23 protein-coding genes are annotated in these 22,098 nt (G+C 37.4%); 6 read left to right on the top strand and 17 right to left on the bottom strand.

Features of this window, described 5'->3' with window-relative positions:
• Positions 1-65: 65 nt before the first annotated feature.
• Together C8D94_RS04075 and C8D94_RS04070 are read right to left on the bottom strand one after the other, a co-directional pair.
• A complete protein-coding gene (locus tag C8D94_RS04075) occupies positions 66-479 on the bottom strand; it encodes a DUF6691 family protein (protein ID WP_115122602.1) in 414 nt (137 codons plus the stop codon).
• A 3-nt stretch (positions 480-482) separates the two neighbouring features.
• Complete coding sequence (locus C8D94_RS04070; protein WP_115122601.1) at positions 483-1,040, bottom strand: YeeE/YedE family protein; 558 nt, start codon at positions 1,038-1,040, stop codon at positions 483-485.
• Between the two features lie 105 nt (positions 1,041-1,145).
• Between C8D94_RS04070 and C8D94_RS15235 the strand changes: the two genes are divergently transcribed.
• The 6 genes from C8D94_RS15235 (at position 1,146) to C8D94_RS04045 (ending at position 5,041) form a co-directional block, all read left to right on the top strand.
• The gene (locus C8D94_RS15235; protein WP_170134710.1) at positions 1,146-1,301 is read left to right on the top strand and encodes a hypothetical protein; all 156 of its coding nucleotides are present in this window, start codon (positions 1,146-1,148) and stop codon (positions 1,299-1,301) included.
• A gap of 164 nt (positions 1,302-1,465) precedes the next feature.
• Positions 1,466-1,783 (top strand): hypothetical protein, encoded by a 318-nt coding sequence (locus tag C8D94_RS04065; protein WP_115122600.1) that lies wholly within the window; start codon positions 1,466-1,468, stop codon positions 1,781-1,783.
• 125 nt (positions 1,784-1,908) lie between these two features.
• Positions 1,909-2,307: a DoxX family protein gene (locus C8D94_RS04060; protein ID WP_115122599.1), complete on the top strand. Its 399-nt coding sequence runs from the start codon at positions 1,909-1,911 to the stop codon at positions 2,305-2,307.
• 6 nt (positions 2,308-2,313) lie between these two features.
• Positions 2,314-2,739 carry a DsrE family protein gene (locus tag C8D94_RS04055; protein WP_115122598.1) on the top strand — a complete coding sequence of 142 codons (426 nt, stop codon included), beginning with the start codon at positions 2,314-2,316 and terminating at the stop codon, positions 2,737-2,739.
• 2 nt (positions 2,740-2,741) lie between these two features.
• Positions 2,742-4,400, top strand: coding sequence for a bifunctional metallophosphatase/5'-nucleotidase (locus C8D94_RS04050; RefSeq protein ID WP_115122597.1), 1,659 nt, complete (start codon positions 2,742-2,744; stop codon positions 4,398-4,400).
• An 11-nt stretch (positions 4,401-4,411) separates the two neighbouring features.
• A complete protein-coding gene (locus C8D94_RS04045; protein ID WP_115122596.1) occupies positions 4,412-5,041 on the top strand; it encodes a TlpA family protein disulfide reductase in 630 nt (209 codons plus the stop codon).
• A 65-nt stretch (positions 5,042-5,106) separates the two neighbouring features.
• Here the strand turns inward: C8D94_RS04045 and C8D94_RS04040 are convergent, their stop codons facing one another.
• From C8D94_RS04040 to C8D94_RS03970, 15 genes are all read right to left on the bottom strand, one after another.
• On the bottom strand, positions 5,107-6,435 hold the full coding sequence (locus C8D94_RS04040) for an MBL fold metallo-hydrolase (protein ID WP_115122595.1): 1,329 nt from the start codon (positions 6,433-6,435) through the stop codon (positions 5,107-5,109).
• 181 nt (positions 6,436-6,616) lie between these two features.
• Positions 6,617-7,495, bottom strand: coding sequence for a sterol desaturase family protein (locus tag C8D94_RS04035; RefSeq protein ID WP_115122594.1), 879 nt, complete (start codon positions 7,493-7,495; stop codon positions 6,617-6,619).
• Between the two features lie 9 nt (positions 7,496-7,504).
• Positions 7,505-8,305, bottom strand: a complete 801-nt coding sequence (locus C8D94_RS04030; RefSeq protein WP_115122593.1) for a sulfite exporter TauE/SafE family protein — start codon at positions 8,303-8,305, stop codon at positions 7,505-7,507.
• A 60-nt stretch (positions 8,306-8,365) separates the two neighbouring features.
• Positions 8,366-8,932 carry a Crp/Fnr family transcriptional regulator gene (locus tag C8D94_RS04025; RefSeq protein WP_394340207.1) on the bottom strand — a complete coding sequence of 189 codons (567 nt, stop codon included), beginning with the start codon at positions 8,930-8,932 and terminating at the stop codon, positions 8,366-8,368.
• A gap of 261 nt (positions 8,933-9,193) precedes the next feature.
• A complete protein-coding gene (locus C8D94_RS04020; protein ID WP_115122592.1) occupies positions 9,194-10,030 on the bottom strand; it encodes a DUF932 domain-containing protein in 837 nt (278 codons plus the stop codon).
• Between the two features lie 262 nt (positions 10,031-10,292).
• A complete protein-coding gene (locus C8D94_RS04015; RefSeq protein ID WP_115122591.1) occupies positions 10,293-12,080 on the bottom strand; it encodes a ParB/RepB/Spo0J family partition protein in 1,788 nt (595 codons plus the stop codon).
• A gap of 264 nt (positions 12,081-12,344) precedes the next feature.
• Positions 12,345-14,084 (bottom strand): efflux RND transporter periplasmic adaptor subunit, encoded by a 1,740-nt coding sequence (locus C8D94_RS04010; protein ID WP_115122590.1) that lies wholly within the window; start codon positions 14,082-14,084, stop codon positions 12,345-12,347.
• 101 nt (positions 14,085-14,185) lie between these two features.
• Entirely contained in the window at positions 14,186-14,683 is a 498-nt protein-coding gene (locus C8D94_RS04005; protein WP_115122589.1) for a DUF305 domain-containing protein, read from the bottom strand.
• Positions 14,684-14,707: 24 nt separating this feature from the next.
• Entirely contained in the window at positions 14,708-15,415 is a 708-nt protein-coding gene (locus tag C8D94_RS04000; RefSeq protein WP_115122588.1) for a PepSY domain-containing protein, read from the bottom strand.
• Between the two features lies 1 nt (position 15,416).
• A complete protein-coding gene (locus C8D94_RS03995; RefSeq protein ID WP_115122587.1) occupies positions 15,417-16,001 on the bottom strand; it encodes a DUF2911 domain-containing protein in 585 nt (194 codons plus the stop codon).
• 8 nt (positions 16,002-16,009) lie between these two features.
• Entirely contained in the window at positions 16,010-18,514 is a 2,505-nt protein-coding gene (locus tag C8D94_RS03990) for a heavy metal translocating P-type ATPase (protein WP_115122586.1), read from the bottom strand.
• Between the two features lie 2 nt (positions 18,515-18,516).
• On the bottom strand, positions 18,517-19,743 hold the full coding sequence (locus C8D94_RS03985) for a permease (RefSeq protein WP_115122585.1): 1,227 nt from the start codon (positions 19,741-19,743) through the stop codon (positions 18,517-18,519).
• 10 nt (positions 19,744-19,753) lie between these two features.
• Entirely contained in the window at positions 19,754-20,236 is a 483-nt protein-coding gene (locus tag C8D94_RS03980) for a nuclear transport factor 2 family protein (RefSeq protein ID WP_115122584.1), read from the bottom strand.
• Between the two features lie 18 nt (positions 20,237-20,254).
• Positions 20,255-20,803 (bottom strand): ion channel, encoded by a 549-nt coding sequence (locus C8D94_RS03975; protein ID WP_115122583.1) that lies wholly within the window; start codon positions 20,801-20,803, stop codon positions 20,255-20,257.
• Positions 20,804-21,528: 725 nt separating this feature from the next.
• Positions 21,529-22,080, bottom strand: a complete 552-nt coding sequence (locus tag C8D94_RS03970; RefSeq protein WP_115122582.1) for a DUF3347 domain-containing protein — start codon at positions 22,078-22,080, stop codon at positions 21,529-21,531.
• Positions 22,081-22,098 lie beyond the last annotated feature (18 nt).

Raw genomic sequence — 22,098 nt, 5'->3', positions numbered from 1 at the left:
TTTACTTTTCAGTTTCACAAATAGAAAGAAAACATTTAAATAAAAAAATCAAAAAGTTTATTTTATTAATGTGGCAACCTGTCCTTAATCAAACCATATAAAAAAGTTCCAACGACTGCCCCAAAAATCACTATTAAAATAGAGATATAGCCTGCCCCTGCAAGAACATACATAGGCCCTGGACAAGCACCTGCAAGTGCCCAGCCCAATCCAAAGATTATTCCACCAATAAGATACCGAGCAACGCTTTTATTCTTTGGCTGCAAACTCATTTCGCTTCCATTCAAAGGTTTGATGTTTTTTCTTTTGATGACTTGAATACCAATAACACCAAGAACCAAGGCGGAACCTATAATACCGTACATATGAAAGCTGCCAAACTGGAACATTTCATAAATGCGAAACCACGATGCAGCTTCAGATTTAAACATAATTATTCCGAAGAAAGTACCAATAACTAAGTATGTGATATAACGCATAATTTAAAAGATAATAGGGTATAATAAATGAATCATAACAAGTCCACCAATGAAGAAGCCTATGACGGCTATCAACGATGGTAATTGTAAATTACTCAATCCAGAAATGGCGTGACCAGATGTACAACCACCGGCATATCTTGCGCCAAATCCCACAAGTATTCCACCAATTAGCAAAATGGCAATGTTTAATGGGTTAGCAAGATTTTCGGCAGCAAAGATTTCAGTTGGAAGGTATGCTTGGCCAGCACTCTTGATGTTGTAATCATCAGATAGTTGTTGAGCGATTTCGGAATTAATGTTTACTGTATTTTCACTCAAATAGGTGGATGCAATAAAACCGCCAAGAATTGCACCGAGTACAACCATCAAGTTCCATCGTTCGGCCTTCCAATCAAATTTAAAAAATTCAGATGCTTTTCCAGCGCCCACAGCAGCACAAGCTGTCCGAAGGTTTGACGACATTCCAAATTGCTTACCAACGAGCAATAAAACGAACATCACAAGGGCAATAAGTGGTCCCGCCACATACCACGGCCACGGTTCATATATCAAATCCATATTATAAAATTTATGCAAAGATGCTGATTTCAATATAGCCAAACGGTAACAATAGTTACATTAATCTGAATTGATTTTTATTATCATTAAATAAAATTGAAGATTATGACACGTAATAAAAAATTAAACTTGATTTCTATACTACTCGCTTTAACTGCCCTTGCAATGATTGTTGTTGGCATTGTTATGAAAATACCAGCGCCGGCAATAACGGGTGTTGGATTTTTGTTAATAGTTTGGGCATTTCAAGTACTAAAGTGATAAAACCTGAGGCTAACGTATTTGTTTTTTACGTATATCCTACCTGTTTTAAATTATATTAAGTTAGGTAACAAAGGTTACACATAGAACAAACCCTTTCTCTTATTTTTGTATCAATTGTGAAATCTAAAACTTATATAGCGTTATTTCTTACATTCATCTTTATGGCGAAGTTTATCGTCATCGATGCAAGTGGGTTGAACGCTTTGTTCAGCGGAAATGACATATCTTTTGTAAAACCTAATTGTAAAAAGAAAAACTCCCCAAAACAGACAAATAAAACAATCGAATTTTCGCAAGTTGACATTAGCACTTCACAAGTTGTTATGCTAAATGGTATTTGTACCTCGCAGTTTCAATTTGAATTTTTCTCTTGGGAAACAAATATTTCAAGACCTACAGCAATTTTCAATGAACATTTTTTTTCAGTACTAAGTTATCGCTATTTAGATAACGATTCTCCGCCACCACGTTTGGTGTAATCACTTTTTTATAAAATTTTAAAGTTGGTGCTTCCGTACTGCTCTTTCACACATCATAATTATGGTCTGTTAAACCATTATGGATAAACACCACGCAAATTCAATCATTTTTTACATCATTTATAATGACGACAAAAATTTTAATAAGCCGTCGTTCCATACAACTATTACGCATATTGGTGAGCGGCATATTTCTCGTTGCAGGTTTTAATCACTTGCTTAACATAGAGAAAACTGCCAAACGTATTGAACAAGCCAGTTTTAAGGGTATTGCCTATTTCTTTGGCGAACCTCAGTGGCTAATCATTATCTCTGGTATCGTAATGTTAACAGCAGGTTTTATATTCCTGATAGGATATAAAACCAAATGGGCGGCAATAGTTTTGATGACGGTTTTAATACCCATCACATTAACGGTTCAAGTAGGGCAAATTACAACCCTTGGACCACTCTTTAAAAATATAGCAATTCTCGGTGGACTTCTTTTTTTTATACTGAACGACACCAGTAACCTTTTAAAATAAATTAAAATGAAAACAATTTTTTATAGTACAGTAGTAATAGTAATGACTCTTTTTACAAGTTGTAGTTCCTTAGCGCAAAACACTGTAGATACAAACAAACATAATTATGTGGTACTCACTAAAAAAGTGCCCCAATTAGAACCAATAATTTTAACTGCGGAATCATTAAAAGAAGAAGATGGTAGCAATTTTGGTCAGTTTGAAGTTATCGTTTGCGGCAAGGAAATTGGCGATATTACAGATAGCTCTAAAATGAAAAGCTTTATAGAGCGTGCTGAAAATGCTGGTGTCCAATTGGTGGCCTGTGGTTTTTCGCTCAATAAATTCAAGGTTGATAAAACGAAAGTACCCAAAGAAATGAAAACCGTCGAAAATGGTATTCTATACAACTTTCAGCTTCAGAAAATAGGATATAAAAGTTTAAGCCTATAATTATGAGAATATTTAAGAAAAGTGTCATTGCAGCTCTTTCGATAATTGGAATACTATTGGTTTTGGTCTCGTGCAAAACAGAAATATCGAATGGAATGGGAACAAACAATTCTGTACGAGACACCTTGAGCATCACTATATTACAAACTGCCGATATACACGGACAGCTTGATACACATCCCGAACTTTTTTGGGAAAACGAGAACGTACTTTTTAAAAATCGTGGCGGTTTGGCCAATATAAAGACGCTCTTTAAAATGGAACGACAAAAAAATCCCAATAGAACAATTATAGTTGATGGTGGCGACCTAATACAAGGCAGTGGTTACACGGCGCTGTCTGAAGGTAAAGTAATGCTCGAACTCATCAAAAATATGGGCTATGACGTCATCATCCCAGGTAACTGGGAAGTGGTGTACGGCAAGGACGTGATGATAGATGTGATGCAGGGATATGACACGGATGTCATTGCACAGAATATGTACCACGAAAAAAGCGAAGAACTTTTGTTTCCCGCTTATTCTGTTAAAGAAATAGAAGGTGTTCGTATTGGCTTTATGGGCATAAACGATCCTGATGTTCCCGTTAGGCAAAATCCAATTTTTAGTAAAGGGATTGCCTTTAGTGGACTTACCAATGTTTTGAAAAAGCAAGTGGATGATTTAAAGGTCAATGAAGACTTGGATGTACTTTTTTTAGTAACGCATCTTGGTGTTTTTAAACAGGTCGAACTCGCAAACAATACCATTTCAGAAAGTGTAGATTACATATTAGGGAATGACACACACGAGCGCGTGCGCAAACCTATACAAGGCAAATTCGCCAAGGTTACCGAACCAGGTGCGTTTGGTTCTTTTGTTGGTAAGCTTACCTTGCATTTTGTGGATGGCATATTGGTGGATGATGATTATGAACTTATTGATGTTGACCCAGAGGTTTTTCCAGCTGATAAGGAAGTACAGTCGCTTGTTGATAAGGCAAAAGCGCCCTACGAAGAGCATTTGGAAACAGTGATTGGGTACACAAAGACACCTATTTATCGCTATCTTACTGTTGAAAACCCAATGGACAATATGATTACCGATGCCGCACGTTGGAAAACGGGTGCTGATATTTCAATATCAAACGGTTTTAGATTTGGTAATCCCATCGTTCCCGAAGACGGGAAGTCTGCACCTATTACTCGTGCAAATCTTTGGAATTTACTACCTGTAAACGAAAAAGTAAAGACAGGAAAGGCGACTGGTAAACAAATAAAAGATTGGTTAGAAAAGGAAATGCACAATGCCTTTTCCCAAAACCCAACCGAACGTTTTGGTGGCTGGTTGGTTCGGTTCTCTGGAATGAAAGTTAATTTTAATAGTCAAAACGAACGTGGAAACCGTATCTCAGCAATAACGGTCAACGACGAGCCTATGAAAGATGACAAATTCTACACGATTTCTGCTTGTGTACGACCAGGCGACCCAATTGAAAATCTTTGCAGGATGGCTAATGTGAAAGATGTGGAAGTAATGGATTATACCATTCACGATGTGGTAGAGGAATATCTTAAAAAAAATTCGCCCATATCGCCCACCTTGGAAGGAAGAGCCTATTGTGAATATCTCGGCACGTATTCCTTTTCGACCGTGCCCAAAACTAACTATAAATTTCAATAAAAATTAAAGTTATGAATACTAAGAAAGAAAATAAAAACAAAAAGAAAACGTGGATACAATATGGAATTTTTGCGATAGTGGCCATTACACTTTACGCAACTGGTTTACATACAGAAGTCGTAGGTTTTGCGCAACGCGGATTACTCGCTACAGGCTTGATGAATCCTGATGTAGAAGAAATTGCGCAGGTAAGAAACAATGAAAATAACGATGAGGCATCAATGCCAAATCTTACCAAAGCAGATTTGAACCTAAAATTGATTGACGCTGAAGGCAAAACAAGGTCATTGAAAGAATTTAAAGGTAAGGTTATATTTTTGAATTTTTGGGCAACTTGGTGTCCGCCTTGTATTGCCGAAATGCCCAGTATCGATGAATTGCACGAAGAAATGGGCGATGAAGTTGCGTTTGTAATGTTGTCCTTCGATGATGATTTTGAAAAGGCTAAAGATTTTGATAAGCGCAAGGGTTATGATTTACCGATTTACGCTCCTGCGAGTAATCTTCCAGAAATGTTCCAATCATCTTCATTACCAACAACCTATATAATTGATGCGGCTGGCAATTTGGCTTTGACTCATAAAGGTATGGCCGATTATAGTGACCAAGAATTCAAGGATTTTTTGTTAGATTTAAAGTAAAAAACAATTAAAAAAAACGGCATCAATTTTAAAGTTGATGCCGTTAACCTATATGCTTTTAGGTTTTATTTGAATTCCTTTATGTCATCACTTAAATCATACACTGTTACATCATTAAGTTTTTTCTGAAGAATACTACTTCCAGCAGCACTGCGATAACCACCTGCGCAATGCACTACAATTGGGTTATCTGTAGGTATATCTTCAGACGTATCTCGAAGTTCATTTAGAGGATGAGCTAAGGCGCTATCAAAATATTTTCCTTCTTCAATTTCGCTTTTATTACGAATGTCTATAATGGTATAATTATCAGGATTGTTCTTAAAGTCTTTCAAGTCCAAGGCCTGGGTAGAAACTAAATTTTTATCAGAAAGCGTTATAACTTGCTTTAATTGTTTTTCATAACCTATTTTAGCCACACGGTGCAAATGTTTTTCTTTGTTTTCTTTACTATCTATAACTAAAGTAAATTCTTCTTCTGGTTCTACAATGGCACCTAACCAAGTTTCAAATTTTGCATTATCTGAAACTGCCTGAATGTTAAAACTGCCTTCAAGATGTCCTTTTTTAAAGATTTCCTCATCGCGAACGTCAACAATTAAACCTTTGGCTGTAGCATTTTCCTTAAATGGGATTCTATCTATGGATGGTTGAACATTCTCTGCACCATCTTTATTTGTATCTACATCATAACCAAAATATGAGGGTATGAATGGTTGACTATCCAAAAGTTTCTCTATGAATTCTTCTTTCGATTGTTCTTTAAAAGCCCAATTGCCCATTCGTTCGTTACCTAAAGTACTGCTGTTGTCATCACTCATACTTTTTCCACAAAGTGAACCTGCACCGTGAGCGGGATAAACAATGGCATCATCTGGTAAACCATTGAACTTATTCTGTATGGTATCATACATCATTTCAGCCAACTCTTCTCGTTTGGCTTGCATATTTCCTGCCTTTTCGCGTAAGTCTGGACGACCAACATCGCCTATAAATAGCGTATCGCCAGTAAAAAGTACTGTTTTATCATTTTGGGTTGCAACTACCGTTATACTATCTGGCGAGTGGCCTGGTGTATTGATTGCCGTTAGTACAACATTACCAATTTTTAAGGTGCCGCCTTCATCAAAAGCGGTGTGTGGGTAATCTGCACCGGTTTTTTCACTGTTATAAATTGTTGCACCGGTTTCTTTATGAATCTGTAAATGGGAACTTACAAAATCTGCGTGGGGATGTGTTTCAATAACTGCAACGATTTTAGCATTGTTGGCTTTTGCGAAATCGTAGTACTGCTTCGGGTCACGCTCTGGGTCAATAACGGCCATTTTGCCTTCGCTTATAATCGCATAGGAATAATGCGCCAATGGTTTGTATTCAAATTGTTTTATATCCATAATTTTATGATTAAATTTTTTCGTTCATTTCAAAAATAATTGGAATCTCAACCAATAGTGGTAACCTTTGATACACAAGTTAATGTTTTAAAAAAAGATTAACATTTACCCTAAAACAAGCTTACAATTAATAGCAGTTACTAATGATGCCCCCAAAGTATTTTGGGTATTGTGTTTTTCCCTATTTATTCTCTTTCTGAAATGGATATATAAGTTGTTGCCAAAAAGTTTTCGGAAAACTTTCATCGCCTTGAAAACCAATTTCCAAATTACGGCCACTTTTAGGTACGTGGGCAGAACCAAATAAATAATCCCATATACTAAGTGTGAGACCAAAGTTCATCCCGTATTTAAATTGTTTGGGGAACTCTTTAGCGTGATGCCAAATGTGCATTCTTGGGTTGTTAAATATATAGCCTAAATAACCATAGCTCCAGCCTAAATTGGCGTGATTGAGATGCCCAACAAAAACGGCAAACATATGAACAATAAAAAATTCTTGTATGCCAAAACCAATCATTGCCAATGGGATATACTGTATAGTTTTATATACTATAGTTTCCAAAAAATGAAACCGAAACTGTGCCGCAAAGCCCATTTCTTTAACGCTGTGGTGTACTTTATGAAATTTCCATAACCAAGATACGCGGTGCAACAATCTATGCACGTTCCATTGGACAAAATCTGCAATTAAAAACATAATCAACAATTGCGACCATTCTGGTAGCGATTGAACTTCAATAGCCACTATATTGTTTACACCAAAACTACTAAGAAAATCATCGAATAGGGCGACGCCTACATTTGATAAGGCGTTGTAACCTACAAGAGAAAATAGGAAAAAGTTAAACAGTATATAGAAAGCATCCAGCCAAAATCCTTTTCTAAAAATAGGTTGTTTTTTTCGCCAGGGAATAATGATTTCCAAAGCGAAAACCATCAAAGAAAGCCCAATAAGCCAATAGAAATAGTTGGTCCAAGAGGGGTTTGATATTTCATAAACAAGGTAGTCCCAATAGCCAATAAAAGATTCTATTATTATGTCAATGTATTTTTCCATCCTTGTATTTTACATTGTTAGTTCTTTGTAGATTATATAAATACCCATTACAAGAACGAACCATCCAAATGCTTTCTTGAGTTTCTTTCCGTCTATAAATTTATTGAGCCATATCCCAATAAAAATGCCCACAACCGAAATTGCTGTAAAAATAAGAAGGAATGGCCAGTCAATATCTAAATTCTGAACATCGCCCAAAAAACCAATCAGAGATTTAATCGCGATTATTAAAAGGGATGTCGCAACTGCTTTTTTCATTGGCAATTTTGCTAAGAGAACCAAGGCAGGTATAATTAAAAAGCCACCGCCTGCACCTACTATACCTGTAATAGTTCCCACCACCAAACCTTCTATAATTATTAAAGGATAGTTATAGGTTATTTGAGCTTCCTCGTCAATTTCTTTTCGCTTGTTTCGAATCATTGAAACAGATGCGAGCAACATAATAATGGCAAAAAAGAGCATTATGGCCAGATTCTTCGTGACCATAAAACTGTTTACACTAAAAAGTTCTTCAGGAATAGCAGGAATTAAGAATGCCCGAGTAAGATAAACAGCTATAAAAGCTGGGACAGCAAAAATGATGGCTGTTCTATAATCCACCATCCCTTTCATCATATTTTTAATTGCGCCAATAAGAGATGTTGCTCCCACCACAAATAATGAATATGCTGTTGCAATTACTGGGTTAAGCGCAAGTGCATACACCAAGATAGGAACGGTAAGAATTGAGCCACCACCACCAATCAACCCTAATACAAGTCCTATCAAAAGAGCACCTACGTAACCTAAAATTTCTACGATTTCCATTTGTTCAGAAAATTATGGAACAAATGTACGTGTCGGTATGTTCAAAGTCTGTAACTGTTGTTACAGGACTTCAATAAAACTGCGGTGCAATTTTAACTTATTGCTATTTTCCATTTTCTTCAGCAGGCGTGAAATTACCACACGACTGGTATGCAGGTCTTGTGCAATCTCTTTGTGAGTTGAGTATATGTGTTTGCTATTTAATATTTCCATTTTATCCTGAAGATATTTTTCCAATCGCTCATCCATATTATTAAATGCAATATTGTCTATACTGTCCAACATTTCCATCATTCGGTTATGGTAACTGTTGTAAACAAAATGTCTCCAGGTTTTATAAGAACTGGACCACTCTTCCATTTTGGCAACTGGTACTTTAAGAATCTTGACATCAGTCTCTGCAATCGCGTGTATTTCACTTTTTGTGCTTCCCAAACAACAATTCATTGACATCGCACAGGTTCCTCCTTCTTCTAAATGATAAAGCAATAACTCATTTCCGTCATCATCAGGACGCATTATTTTAATACTACCTTGAATTACCAATGGTATAAAATGGATGAATTGTCCAACTCTAATTAAGTCTTGACCTTCAGAAATTTGACTAAATTCCCCAACCTCAATCATCTCGCTGATTAGGGCAGGTTCAAACTGACTAAAATATGTGGTTTTAAATAATTTCTCCAAAATATACTTTATGGTCGTGTAAATTTATTATCATCAAATTTAAATAGAAAAAAATCCATCCGATCACTTTACACACTTTTTTCTTACAGGATAAGTTTGAATGCCCTTGATAGCCCATTTTTTAATGGTAAAATTTAGTGACACCTTAAGGAATGATAAATCAAAATCCAGTTTGAGGTACTGGACAAACCTATATTAACTTTATGCCATAGCATAGACTTCATCAAACAGCTTTTTATCCAACCGCTCTTGTTGTCCGAAGCTTTTCTTCAAAACGTTATGAAGTACCGAGTTGAAGGCATTGTAACCCAACCATAGATTTGGTTCTTCGTTGAGCAACAAGGCTTCGTAGTTCAATATTTCGATAACCTCGCGAGACTTTTTTGAAGGGTCGCTGTTCTTGTCGCTACATTCGTATCTGAACAGTTTCGTTCTGTCGAGAATTGCCTTCACAAATTCTTGTGTATCGATGATTTTAAATTCTTTCATCTTGTCGAATTTCTTGGTAATGGTATAGAATTCATTATCCAAAAATTTATCGAATAGATTGTTCAGCCTCGGCATAATGAGGTGCGTATTGTTCTTATTGTGCTTGATTGAAAACTCAATTTCAGCCTGGGAAACGTGTAGGCCATTGGAACATACTTCTCTATAAAAACCAAAGTGACCAGAGGTCTTTTCGCTACCATCATACGAGTTCTTGAACCGAAGCATCGGCAGTATCAAGTCCTTATCGTTCTTAACCGTAAACTGGCTTTTGTCGTCGATGATAAAGTCGGTAATAAACGACCTATCATTCTTGTTGATGGTGCGTTTGTGGAAGTTCAGTTGTGCATCGGTCAACATTTCCTCGGCTTTCTTAAAGAATAGTTGATTCGGAATGTGTCCGTAGCTATTCGAGACCACATTGACGATTTTGCCATTTGAGATAATGACATTTTCAAGACCTCGTCGGGATTCCATCTGTGTCAGACTTTTTAAGGATTTCATTTCTGATGGAACAAAGATTTCATCCTGTTGCAAATTTTGTAAATACATAACTTTTGAATTTTAGTTAAACAATATTTGAGCAGTACCCAAACGGAAGCTAAAATCTCAGCTCAAAAGGAAACGGAATAAATAAGCGTAGGATGTCGCGTGGGCTTTATGCCGTAGTCTTTTGATGGGTGTGTTTTACGAGTTTACCTTTGCGCTAACTATTGATTGATAACCCCCTTTTTCTACTCATCACTTTTATGAATCATCATAAAAAAGAAAAAGGGCCAGCACGAATGCCGACCCTTCTTCCGAACAACAAAAGCTAATCGTTGAGTTCCTGAATTTGCTTTTCAAGAACCGCTATGCGCTCTTTCAAACGTTCCTCACGCTTGTCTCTCTTCTCGGTATATTCCTTTTCTATGCCGGCAATCTTGGATTTGTAATATCCTTTCATTGCGTTGTAAAATGAAATGTTTGTCAGATTATTGACGTGATTGCTTTCGCCAAAATGCACTTGCTTTGTGAGCATATAGCGTATCAACTTGTGAAAGATTTCCTTTTTGAACTTCTTCTTGAAACTCTCTACCATTTCAACTTTGGTCATCTTTGAAGTTTCCCATAAGAACTTTGAGAAATACTTTCGTTGACTCATATAGTCCACATTGTTCTCAAATAGCGATATCGAGAATGCCACCATTTCATCTGTTGAAAGTGTCTTCTTCGTATCGATGTATTTTGTCTCACGAATCATCTGCACAACTTCTTCAAACTGCTTGTTGTTCTCAATTTGCTTCTTCCGGATTTCCCTTTCGTTGATTTTAACAATTTGTTCTTCCGGTGTACAGTCTGCCATTTTTCTGTTGGCCAATGGTGCCGAATATTCCGTAGAATCGTTTTTGGATTTTTCAACAATCCTTACAAAGATTTCCTTGTGCTGAAATGAATCTGGATGGAACACGATACCGTTTTTAAATCCATCTACTTTTGCTGAATTGAATTTTTCCAATGCTTCTTTATAATTCTGCATTGCTTCATCCAATTCTGCCTTTAATTCATCTTCAGAATATTCGTAATGTTGATATTCTTTCTGAATAGCTTCGATTGTTGGCTCAATCGGATTCTCTATAATTTCAACATCGTCCAATAGATAGACTATCAATCCGTTCTTTTCTAATTGAGATATAATGAGCCGATTGTTCTCGTCATCTACCCAATATTGTCGTATTTCAGGAATCAATAGTATGTTCTCTTTCTTGGACTTTTCAATCAGGTTCAAGAACGATTTACTTTTCTTAGTTTCAAAACAGGCTGCTTTTGTGCAGACCATTTTTCCTTCGCCGAACAGATTGCCTTGATTTGCGGCGTTGAAAGGACATTCAACACAAGACCCAGCTTTTGGGACCAATTTTTTATCGGCTACATCAAAAGATGCTTTTTCCAAATCATAGGTCTGGTCTTTAATCATCCTGTTTATCTGATGTGCATTAAAATCTTCGCCCATCGTTTCTAACATCATCTGTTGTTCTTCCGGCTCGAAGAGTGCGACACCAACGCCTAATGAAATTGTCATCTCACCATTACGGACAAAGTGCTTAAAACCGTCAATCAATCCAGCCAGTTTTAGACGCTGTCTGATGAAGTTATCCGTTCTACCCAATCGCTTCGCAATTTCGGTAGGTGTATATCTCTCACTTAGGTAAGCAATCGCCTCAGCTTCTTCGGTGGGCTCGACATCCTGTCTTTGCAGGTTCTCGATAATCTGAACTTCCAGAACATCGTTGTTCTCATAAGTTCTTACGATACAGGGTAAGGACTTTTTTCCTGCAAGCTTGCTCGCACGATATCGACGTTCGCCCATCACGATGATGTAATGGCCATTTAGTTGCCTTACCGTGATTGGCTGCAACACACCGTGCTTTTCGATACTCTCAGAAAGCTGCTTTAACGCATCCTCGTTAAAGGTCTTTCTCGGCTGTTCAAGGTCAGGCTTGATTTTACCCAATGGTAAGTTCTGAATTTGAAGTACGGATGATTTTTTTCCGCTAACTTCTTTTTTGGCAGTTGCTTTTGCTCTACTGCGCTTCTTTGTGGTACTCGCTTTTGTTGTCATAATACTCAAATTTTTGATTAAACAATATTTGAGCAGAAACCAAACGGAAGATAAAATCTTGGCTCAAAAGGAAACGGAATAAATGGGTAAGGGAAGAAGCGTTGGCTTTATGCCGTAGTCTTTTGATGGAAGTATTTTACGAGTTTAAATTGCGGATATATTGTATGATAATACACTCTATATTTTATTAAAATAATTTACTGGAAAAGCACAAAAGTTATAAAGTTTGAATTAACATATTAAGTTTAGTTTATTAATGGTCTATTACTTATTGGAATCAATCACACTACCACAGGTTAACATTGCATCACCATAGTATGGATTTCTAATTTCTTCTTCAGCACTCAACCAAACTGCACCTTTATTGTTGTTTGCCATCGGGCATTTTTGGACATAGTAATTTGTTGAGTTTTCTATGTTCATAGCAATAGGTACGATATTCTTGTTTAGAATGACAAAGTGAGCACGCTGGTTTTCCAGATTGTCGTTTGTGGCGATAGCATCCAGCATCTCAATACTTTTGGTAAGATGTTGCTTTTCCATCTTGCCTAAATCTGATGTAGAAATTTCCTTTAATTTCTTTGATGTCGCTTTCGCGAAAGTGGAAACCTGACCAGCATCGCTTTCTACCAATGCATCTTTCATTTTGAGATACGACGGTAATGCTTCATTAAATGCAGAACTAAAACTGTTACTGAAACTCATTTCCATATCGCCCATCATAGCTGATTCGTCCTGCATCATTTGCTGATTCATCATTGATTTTTTACCCTGTAATTGTGCTGCTGCATCTACCGTGAACGTTCCATTGGTAACAATTTCATCGCCGTTATTTAATCCAGCCGATAATTGGTAAGTTTCGCCAGAGCGATTGCCCAAGGTTACTTCGCGCATTTCAAATACAGGCTCGTTAGGATTGGTTTTTACATATACCAATGAGCGCTCGCCCGTCCATAGTACAGCACTTGCAGGCACGGTAAGTGTATTTTCCATAGTTTGCGTTGCGCCCTTGACCTTACCCGTCACAAACATTCCTGGCTTAAATAGGTCATCTCTATTTTGCAGAGTCGCACGTATTGTTACCGTTCGTGTGGTATTGTTTAAAACAGGATCAATAAAAGAAATAGTGCCTTCAAATTCCTTATTGGGATAAGCATTGGTCGTGATATTGATTTTTTGCCCCACATTGAACTGTGATAGCTGATTTTCATAAGCATCAAATTCTGCCCAAACCGAATTAAGATTGCTCAACTTCACAATAGGCTGTCCTTGATTTACATAATCGCCCTGTGCTGCCATTACTTCTGATACCGTTCCGGAAACCGTTGCATAAATGGGGAAGTTTTCGCGAACTGTTCCACTTTCTTCTATGGCATTGATTTGAGTGTCTGAAAGTTTCCAGTTTTTGAGTTTGTTTCGCACGGCATTATATAAAGCCGGTTGTGATGCTTTGAATGATGCTGCGGTAATCAGTTCCTGTTGTGCCGCTACAAGGTCTGGCGCGTAAATAGTAGCCAATAGCTGACCACGGTTTACTTGCTGTCCTTCATAATTAACATTGAGTTGTTCTATCCTGCCTTTAAAATAGCTGGATTGTACGGTATTGTTTTCTTCGTTTGCAGCTATTTTTCCCGAAAGGGATACCATCCCATCATCATCGCTGGCTTCTGCATTGCCCACGATAGTGGTTTGGATATTTGCTAATGCCATTGCATTTTCAGTCATTTTTATTTCGTTTGCCGCGAGACCTTCAGCACCAGCTTCAGCAAGGATTAAGTCCATCCCACATATAGGACAATCGCCAGCTTCGGGTTGCATAATCTGTGGATGCATTGAGCAGGTCCACATTTGTTCAACGGTTTCCCCAGAATGATCGTGTTGATCAGACATATCCGATAAGTCTTTTACAGGACTCCTGTCATTCGTTGAGCCTCCAAATATAAGCCACCCTCCTAATAAGCCTACTATAAGAGCAAGACCTATGAATATTACATTCTTTTTCATATCACCTAATTTATTATATGTTCTTAAGACTAACTAAATAATTATTTAGTCTTAAGTATTGTTGCGAACAAGCTTTAATTTTAAAAGAATAAGTACAATTACTATTCCTCTTTTTGGTTTTCTAATCTATATATTATCTTTTTCATTTGAGCAATCTCACGCAACTGTGCCTCTATAATTTCCTCAGCAAGTTTTTTGGCTTCCGGATCTTTTATATCGGCTCTTTTACTCGTTAAGATAGCGATAGAGTGGTGTGGAATCATTGCTTTCATCCAGAGAACGTCACCTACAGTTGATTTTTGTTCGCGTACCAGACCCAATGCACTCACAAAAAGTATTAAACTCCCCAAATAAATAGCTATGTTCTTTTTTTTGTTCTTATACATATTTAGCATTAATGACAACATAATTACTGCCATTGCAGCTATACCGAGGCAAACCATATAAAATCTTGTAAGGCTGAACCAAACGTGGTCCCATTCGTAGGTATTTAGGTACATTGTGATGTACATTGCTATAAATGAAAGCCCAAGCATAGCCATAAACTTTCCGTAAGTATTTTTCTTCATTCCGTCTTTTGTGTTTTCTTTTGAATCCATTGTTTTTGGTTTTTAAATTATTATTTATTTGAACTTCTTCTTTAATTTTCTGATCGATGGCGAACTGATATACCATAATACGAAACCGCTCAATACGGTTATCAATCCCAAAAGTGAAAATGCCCTTAACAACAACGTGTTGAAATTATCCCTTCCCTGGTAATCCATTGTATGTGTCATCCAAAGGAAATCGAACCAACGCCAATCCCTGTGTCTCACCGTTTGAAATGCACCATTTTCAACTGCCACATAGGCTTTTAAATTTTGTGGTGTCTCATACGAAATTTCATAGGCTGGAAGTGGGCGACCGCGATATTCGTGATGTGGGCTTACAGAATAGACTAATTGAATTTTTGCTATTTCTAAATCGTTCAACATATACCTACTTGCAACTTGTTGAGCCTCTTTTTTAGAAATCCCATTTTTCCTTTGTCCTGTTCTGGCATTATAAAGCTGTGCTTCATTAATCCAATAGTAAGGTTCATTTGCTATTTCCAGTAATTCCAAAGAATGTACAGGCTCATTTATAGCAAGTTGGGATGTGCTGAGCAAATCATTAAATGAGGTCTGCACAGGTGCTTCTTTCTTAAATTGGTCACCGTGTATCTCGTCGATATCCGTCCAGCTGAAATACATTCCACTAATCGTCCACATCAGAAACTGAATACCTAAAAAGATACCCAAATAGCGGTGCGCTTTTCTAATCCATTTCGCTGTTTTTCTGTTCACCATTTTACTTTACTTCAAAAGGAAACTCAATCGTTACTTTTTCCCAACTCATTGAGATTGTTCCTGAAGTCTCAGTTGTTTTGTTTATTTTGTACTCTAAATGTTCCTTGATTTCTTCGGGAATTTTAGGCGTTGCTTTAAATCGTAATACATCATCGCTCGCATCATAATCATCCTTTCCGTGTTGGTTCCAATTCCTGTTGAAAATGACAGTCCATTCTTCTTGATTCGGAATTACAAAAAATCCATATTTTCCGGCTTTTAATACCTTGCCATCAATTTCTAAATCCTTATTTGTTTCCAACCAAGTAGCCATATGGGCACCAGCCTGCCAGACTTGGTCGTAAGCCAACAGTCCACCGAAAATAATTCTATCCCTTACGCCTGGCGATGAATAATCGATATGAATATGAGCATCGCCGACCATTGCTATTGTTTCGGTATGCGGACTTAATGGTTTTTTCTTGTCGGGTTCAGCGGTTTTAGAAACTGTTTCTATTTCTTTCGTCACAACTTCTTTGGTCTTTTCACCTTTTTGTTCGCAAGAAGAAAGTACTATTAGGACAAATATGTAATACTGTATTTTCATAGATAATGTTATTTAATTGTTTTGGTTCTTAATCGAAGGGCATTTAAAATTACCGATACGGAACTGAAGCTCATCGCCAAGGCAGCAATCATTGGTGATAGTAGCAATCCGAAAACAGGATATAGTACACCCGCAGCAATGGGCACACCCAAGGTGTTGTATATAAATGCAAAAAAGAGATTTTGTTTGATATTACGCATTACTTTATGGCTTAGGTTTCTCGCTTTAACAATTCCTTGTAAATCGCCTTTTACCAATGTTATCATTGCGCTTTCTATCGCTACATCCGTTCCTGTTCCCATAGCAATTCCTACATCACTTTTAGCCAATGCAGGGGCATCGTTGATTCCATCACCTGCCATAGCGACTACTTTTCCGTTTTCTTGTAGTTTTTCTACTTCTTTGAGCTTGTCTTCTGGTAACATACTGGCTTTAAAATCTGCCAAGTTTAATTCTGATGCTACGGCTTGTGCTGTTTCGTGGTTATCGCCAGTTAGCATTATCACATCGATGCCTTTATCTTGAAGTGCTTTAATAGCATTGGCACTTGTTTCCTTTATCTTATCGCCAATGACTACGTAGCCAGCAACTATTTTATCTATTGCCAAATAAGAAACTGTCTTACCTTGTTTTTGATACGTCTGTGCTTCGGTAATCATTTCTTTTGAAAGCGAAGCATTTGCATACTCCATCATTTTTGCATTTCCCAATGCAAGACTTTTTCCATTTACCTTGCCTTCCACACCTTTTCCGGTTACCGCACTAAAGTCTTCAGTTTTTAAAAGTTCAGTTTTATTTTCCTTTCCATATTTTACGGTAGCTTCAGCCAAAGGATGCTCACTTGAACTGTTCAAGGAAGCGATAAGTTGAAGTATTTCGCTTTCGCGAAAGCGGTCCCCAAAAGCATCCATTTTTTCAACGGTTGGTTTTCCTTCTGTAATCGTTCCTGTTTTATCTACAATAAGGGTATCTACCTTATCCATTTTCTCCAAAGCTTCAGCATTTTTGATGAGCACCCCATTTTGAGCACCCTTTCCGACTCCTACCATCACCGACATAGGTGTTGCCAAACCTAAAGCGCAGGGACAAGCGATAATTAATACGGCAATAGCATTGACTAAGGCATATACATAAGTTGGTTCTGGTCCCCATATTGCCCAAACCACAAAAGTTATGAGTGAAATAATGACCACTATAGGCACAAAATAACCAGAAACTGTATCGGCTAATTTTTGAATGGGTGCACGACTTCTACTGGCGTCGTTCACCATATGAATGATTTGCGATAGCAAAGTCTCACTACCTACCTTTTCAGCTTTCATTAAAAAGGATTGATTGCCATTGATAGTGCCGCTACTTACCTTATCATCTATTGCTTTGTTTACAGGAATAGGTTCGCCCGTAATCATCGATTCATCTACCGTAGTGCTTCCTTCTGTAATCACACCATCCACAGGAATTTTATCCCCTGGCTTCACACGTAAAATGTCACCTTTTTCTATCTGGTCGATACTGACTTCTTCTTCAAGGCCATCTACAACTTTTATAGCTTTATTAGGTGCTAATTTCAACAGCTCTTTTACTGCGCTGTTGGTTTTGCTATGGGCACGGGCTTCGAGTACTTGGCCCAGTAATACCAACGTTAAGATTACGGTGGTAGCTTCATAGTAAACAAATACGGTCCCAGAATTGGTCTTGAATTGGGCCGGGAAAATATCAGGAAACAACATACCAAAGACACTGAATAGCCAAGCTACCCCTGTGCCAATTCCAATAAGGGTAAACATATTAAGATTCCACGTCTTGATGCTACGGTACGCTCGCTCATAAAACATCCAGGTGGCATAAAAAACAACTGGTAGAGATAAACCGAATTGAATCCAATTCCAATATTCTATCTCTAATAAATTTTCCAATGGGTTACTGGTCAACATTTCGGACATTGCAATGATAAAAATGGGCAATGTGAAAGCAACCGCTACCCAAAACTTTTTTAATAGTTTTTTATAGGTTTTTTCCTCTGCGGACAAATCGGGTTCCATAGGCACCAAATCCATTCCACAGATAGGGCAATCGCCCGGTTGATCACGAACGATTTCTGGATGCATTGGGCAAGTATATTGCGTTTCAGAAGTCGCCGTTAGGTTTACTTCTTCGACCAAGTCCATTCCGCAAACGGGACAGTCGCCTGGTTGGTCGTAAGTTTTATCACCTTCGCAATGCATTGGGCAATAGAATGTCCCCGTTCCTTTACCCTTAGGTTTCTCAACTTTCTGTTTATCGTGGGTATGCTGATGTTCGCCATTCTGATGGATGCTGTATTGACCACCCTTAGCTTTAAGCGCCTCTTGAAATTTTTCGATTGGAATATGGGATTCCATTTCAATGGTCGCTTCAGCTTTTTCTAAATCTACAGTTGCATTGGTAACACCTTCTACTTTAGAAAGCGTTTCTTCAACGTGTTTTCTACAACCATTGCAGGTCATACCGTGTATGTGATATTTGTGTTTCATAGTTATTGTATAAAGATTTTTACAATCAATCCACCTGCTAACCACACATAGCAAATGAAGGCCGCATATTTTAATATTGTTTCCAGTAATGGACTTTTTGGTGCCATTTCACTCATTGAATGCTCAACATCCTTTTTCTTGTAAAATCCTAAATAAATCAGGTATCCTGAAATCATAAGAAAAGTAATATTTAAGTAGAATGTATAATCAATCTTGAAATGGTCTTTATCCTGAATCTTGACTTGCGAAGGGTCTGGTAACATACTCAGCAAGTCGAATGAATAATGCAGGGCCAAAGATGTTCCAATTAGAGCCGTAAAAAGTAGAAACAAAATGAAAAACGACATTTTCCAACCATAATATTTAGCGTTAATTCGTAATACTGGGAAAACAACCAAATCGCTAAAAATAAATGCCATAACACCCGCAAAACTTACGCCCTTACCAAATAGTAGGGCTGCTAAAGGTATGTTGCCCATAGAACCGATAAAGGTCAAAAATGCAGCAACTGGCCCCACGACAATATGCTCCAGAACTTCGAGAAAGGTAAAATCAGTTTTGCCTTGACCACTGTTGATAAACAGGGTTTGGAAAAATGAATCAGGGACAAAGGCCGCTACGATTCCTGCAATGGTAAAGCCTACTGTTACGTCCTTCCAGACCATCTGCCATTCCATTTTATACTTCTTGGCGACCCGTGACCAGCTATCTTCCTGTTGTATCTGCTTTTTCCAGTCTTTGGAACCATCCATTTCATCATCGTCCTGCCCTTCAAGGTTTTTTTTCGCTTTTTCAATGAGTTTTTTGGGATTGATGATACGAATGAGAATCCAGCATATAAGTATGAGCAATATACCGCCAACATATTCCCCAACCACGAACTGCCATCCCAAAAAGATGGAAATAATGATTCCCAATTCGATGACTAAATTGGTTGATGCCAGCAGGAAGGCAATAGAGGACACAAAACTCGCCCCTTTTTTGAAGAGAGATTTTGCACTTGCCAATGCAGCAAAACTGCACGAGCTACTGATAAATCCGAAGAATGTACCCAACAGCACACTTTTGGATTCGTCTTTCCCCATCGTTTTCTGCATACGTTTTTCCGTCACAAAAATCTGTATCATACTACTGATTATGTAGCCCAAGATGAATGCCCACAAAGCCATCCAGAAAAATCCCGTTGTGGTATAGGCAGCTTCGCCCCATTGTTTTAAAAACTCGCTCACAGGTTAAATTTTATTTTGCATTCCTTGATGATGAATGGGTTTTAACTATCTGCCATTTATCATCTATCTTCTTAAGGATAGAAGTCGCCACCCCTTTTTTCTTTATGGTTCGGGTATTGCCTTTATCATCGGGATTGAGAACTATGGTGTAGACATAAGTTTCGGTAGTAAACGCATAGGGCAAATCTACTTCTGCATCAATTTCATAATCTGAAAATTCAAATTTCTTGAAATGCCCCAATTCTGGACCCAAATGATGTTCTATATAGTGGGCGTAGGTGCCTTCAACACCACCAGATTCAAAAACCTCGGAATCTTCTGTGAATAGGTCAAAAGTACCTTCAGTTGTCAAGTTTTGTAACGCATCCTTATAGGTTTTCATTACTTTTAGAACAGCTTCTTTCTCGGTGCCTAAATCTACGTTTTGACTAAACATTTGGCCTGTGGCAAACGTAAGTAGCATTAGGATTGTTGTTAATTTTAGAGTTTTCATAATTTTTGTTATTTAGGGTTATTTATTTACTCGAATTCTATTCACGTTTGCGATACCAAATACAAGGACAAAAAATCTGAGAGCCACTTCAAGTGCCACCAAGGTTTTAGCTGTAATCGTTTTTGGAACTATATCACCGTAGCCTACAGATGAGAATGTAATTAGACTGAAATAGGACATATCGAAAAATGTCAACAGCCCATTATTTCCGGAACTATTATTTATCTTAAAATGAGTAGAATCAAAAAAATGTAATGCTGTATAGTCTAAAGCGAATGAAAGTACAATCAGGACAATTAAAAATCCGAATAACATCAAAACGTGGCTCAGCAAATGGCTCTGTCCGATAATTTTCATTAATTGATTAAAGGATAGGGCTATGATAAATCCTATCTTTATTAGTGTTATAGCCAATAGTATAATCACTGCGTAAGTAGCATTAATATTAGGCAAAACATACAGCCCGATAGCTGTAGCAATAAGCACTACCAATAGTACGTACTTTGAACTATTGAAAAGTTGCCCATAAAAGGCAGCCGTGGTTTCTATGTCCTTTTCGTCACACATTCTTTTGAGGGTTTTATAAAAATTTCTTCATATGTCTTTGTTTCGGTTTCGTTTATTAATTTTTCTATGTTTTCACATTAACTTTTATTAATTACAATTAGTTGCCAGTTAATTTTAATACTAAAGCCCCAAGAACTACGACGGCTATAACAGTATATATTATATAATTGAACCACTTTTTTAACGGGTTTTTGATCTGTGCTTTGCTATTACCTGTATTGCAACAATCTTTCATTACCTATTTATTTTTCAGTTTTCTTTAATGAAGCTGCAACCCTAAATTTATACTTGATAATGAGAGGCGAACTGTTATTAACCAATCAACCATTTCAAATGTTCACCTCCCAAAACCAAGTACTCTTCACTAAACTTCTCTTTTTCAAAAGTTTTAAATTGCCTGACATAGGAAGAGAGATGTTATTATTTTAAGGGTTTAATCCCTCTCCCTTGTGCAGGCTGCTACTAACCAAATCAACTTTTCTATTTCACAAAATCTGTTGTACCTAATTAAGAGAAAGGGTTTCATTAACCAACCAAACAGTATGCACCCTCTCTCTTATTAGGACTTAAATTTTTGCCTGACCTGGGAAGGAACTAACACTAACCATCATCTATTTTTCCTTCCCACGACAGGACTTAATGACTACTCAAGATATTCCGGACATTTTATGTATTCTGTTAACTAATAAACCAGAACAACAAAAAATGCTTAGGGAAGGGATTATCTACTGAATAGTCTTTTGTACTTTGCCGCATTTAAGCATTCTACTGCCGTAATATGGGTTTCTTATCTCGTTGTTTGTACTTAACCAAGCACTACCCTTATCGTACATAGGGCAAAATTGTTGGTACAGTGTGTTCTTTGTTCCTGTAATCGCCACCATATCCGTTATATCTTTGCTCAATGTTTTAAAATGCTCTCTTTGATGGTCAATAGCACTTTCAGCAATATGTTCTGCGTGTTCTGTAGCATCTTCTATAATATCGGCCAATTCTTCTTGCTGTTCTTTGGTATAGCTACTGGTATCAAAGGCTTTAAGAGAAGCTACCAATTTTGCACCTTCTTGGGCTGCCTTTTTGGTATCGTCTGCCACCAAGGCATTCTTTAGACTGAAATAATCATTTAAAATTGCTTCTGCTTTTGCATCACTGTTCATATCCATCATTTTGCCGTGGTCCATTTTATGGTCCATCTTCATTTTTTCCTTTTCCTGCGCATTGGTAAAAGAAACTGCCAACAATAACATAGTGGCTATACTCATTTTTAACTTTTTCATCTTTTTATTTTTTAATTA

The sequence above is a fragment of the Marinirhabdus gelatinilytica genome (assembly GCF_003353425.1).
Taxonomy (GTDB): domain Bacteria; phylum Bacteroidota; class Bacteroidia; order Flavobacteriales; family Flavobacteriaceae; genus Marinirhabdus; species Marinirhabdus gelatinilytica.
The sequence above is the reverse complement of the archived record's forward strand: the minus strand, read 5'-3'. Positions and strand labels throughout refer to the sequence as shown.

Excerpts from the sequence above, each read along its gene's own strand:
- C8D94_RS04075 (WP_115122602.1), bottom strand. The coding sequence starts at position 479 with ATGCGTTATATCACATACTTAGTTATTGGTACTTTCTTCGGAATAATT.
- C8D94_RS04070 (WP_115122601.1), bottom strand. The coding sequence starts at position 1,040 with ATGGATTTGATATATGAACCGTGGCCGTGGTATGTGGCGGGACCACTT.
- C8D94_RS15235 (WP_170134710.1), top strand. The coding sequence starts at position 1,146 with ATGACACGTAATAAAAAATTAAACTTGATTTCTATACTACTCGCTTTA.
- C8D94_RS04065 (WP_115122600.1), top strand. The coding sequence starts at position 1,466 with ATGGCGAAGTTTATCGTCATCGATGCAAGTGGGTTGAACGCTTTGTTC.
- C8D94_RS04060 (WP_115122599.1), top strand. The coding sequence starts at position 1,909 with ATGACGACAAAAATTTTAATAAGCCGTCGTTCCATACAACTATTACGC.
- C8D94_RS04055 (WP_115122598.1), top strand. The coding sequence starts at position 2,314 with ATGAAAACAATTTTTTATAGTACAGTAGTAATAGTAATGACTCTTTTT.
- C8D94_RS04050 (WP_115122597.1), top strand. The coding sequence starts at position 2,742 with ATGAGAATATTTAAGAAAAGTGTCATTGCAGCTCTTTCGATAATTGGA.
- C8D94_RS04045 (WP_115122596.1), top strand. The coding sequence starts at position 4,412 with ATGAATACTAAGAAAGAAAATAAAAACAAAAAGAAAACGTGGATACAA.
- C8D94_RS04040 (WP_115122595.1), bottom strand. The coding sequence starts at position 6,435 with ATGGATATAAAACAATTTGAATACAAACCATTGGCGCATTATTCCTAT.
- C8D94_RS04035 (WP_115122594.1), bottom strand. The coding sequence starts at position 7,495 with ATGGAAAAATACATTGACATAATAATAGAATCTTTTATTGGCTATTGG.
- C8D94_RS04030 (WP_115122593.1), bottom strand. The coding sequence starts at position 8,305 with ATGGAAATCGTAGAAATTTTAGGTTACGTAGGTGCTCTTTTGATAGGA.
- C8D94_RS04025 (WP_394340207.1), bottom strand. The coding sequence starts at position 8,932 with ATGATTGAGGTTGGGGAATTTAGTCAAATTTCTGAAGGTCAAGACTTA.
- C8D94_RS04020 (WP_115122592.1), bottom strand. The coding sequence starts at position 10,030 with ATGTATTTACAAAATTTGCAACAGGATGAAATCTTTGTTCCATCAGAA.
- C8D94_RS04015 (WP_115122591.1), bottom strand. The coding sequence starts at position 12,080 with ATGACAACAAAAGCGAGTACCACAAAGAAGCGCAGTAGAGCAAAAGCA.
- C8D94_RS04010 (WP_115122590.1), bottom strand. The coding sequence starts at position 14,084 with ATGAAAAAGAATGTAATATTCATAGGTCTTGCTCTTATAGTAGGCTTA.
- C8D94_RS04005 (WP_115122589.1), bottom strand. The coding sequence starts at position 14,683 with ATGGATTCAAAAGAAAACACAAAAGACGGAATGAAGAAAAATACTTAC.
- C8D94_RS04000 (WP_115122588.1), bottom strand. The coding sequence starts at position 15,415 with ATGGTGAACAGAAAAACAGCGAAATGGATTAGAAAAGCGCACCGCTAT.
- C8D94_RS03995 (WP_115122587.1), bottom strand. The coding sequence starts at position 16,001 with ATGAAAATACAGTATTACATATTTGTCCTAATAGTACTTTCTTCTTGC.
- C8D94_RS03990 (WP_115122586.1), bottom strand. The coding sequence starts at position 18,514 with ATGAAACACAAATATCACATACACGGTATGACCTGCAATGGTTGTAGA.
- C8D94_RS03980 (WP_115122584.1), bottom strand. The coding sequence starts at position 20,236 with ATGAAAACTCTAAAATTAACAACAATCCTAATGCTACTTACGTTTGCC.
- C8D94_RS03975 (WP_115122583.1), bottom strand. The coding sequence starts at position 20,803 with ATGTGTGACGAAAAGGACATAGAAACCACGGCTGCCTTTTATGGGCAA.
- C8D94_RS03970 (WP_115122582.1), bottom strand. The coding sequence starts at position 22,080 with ATGAAAAAGTTAAAAATGAGTATAGCCACTATGTTATTGTTGGCAGTT.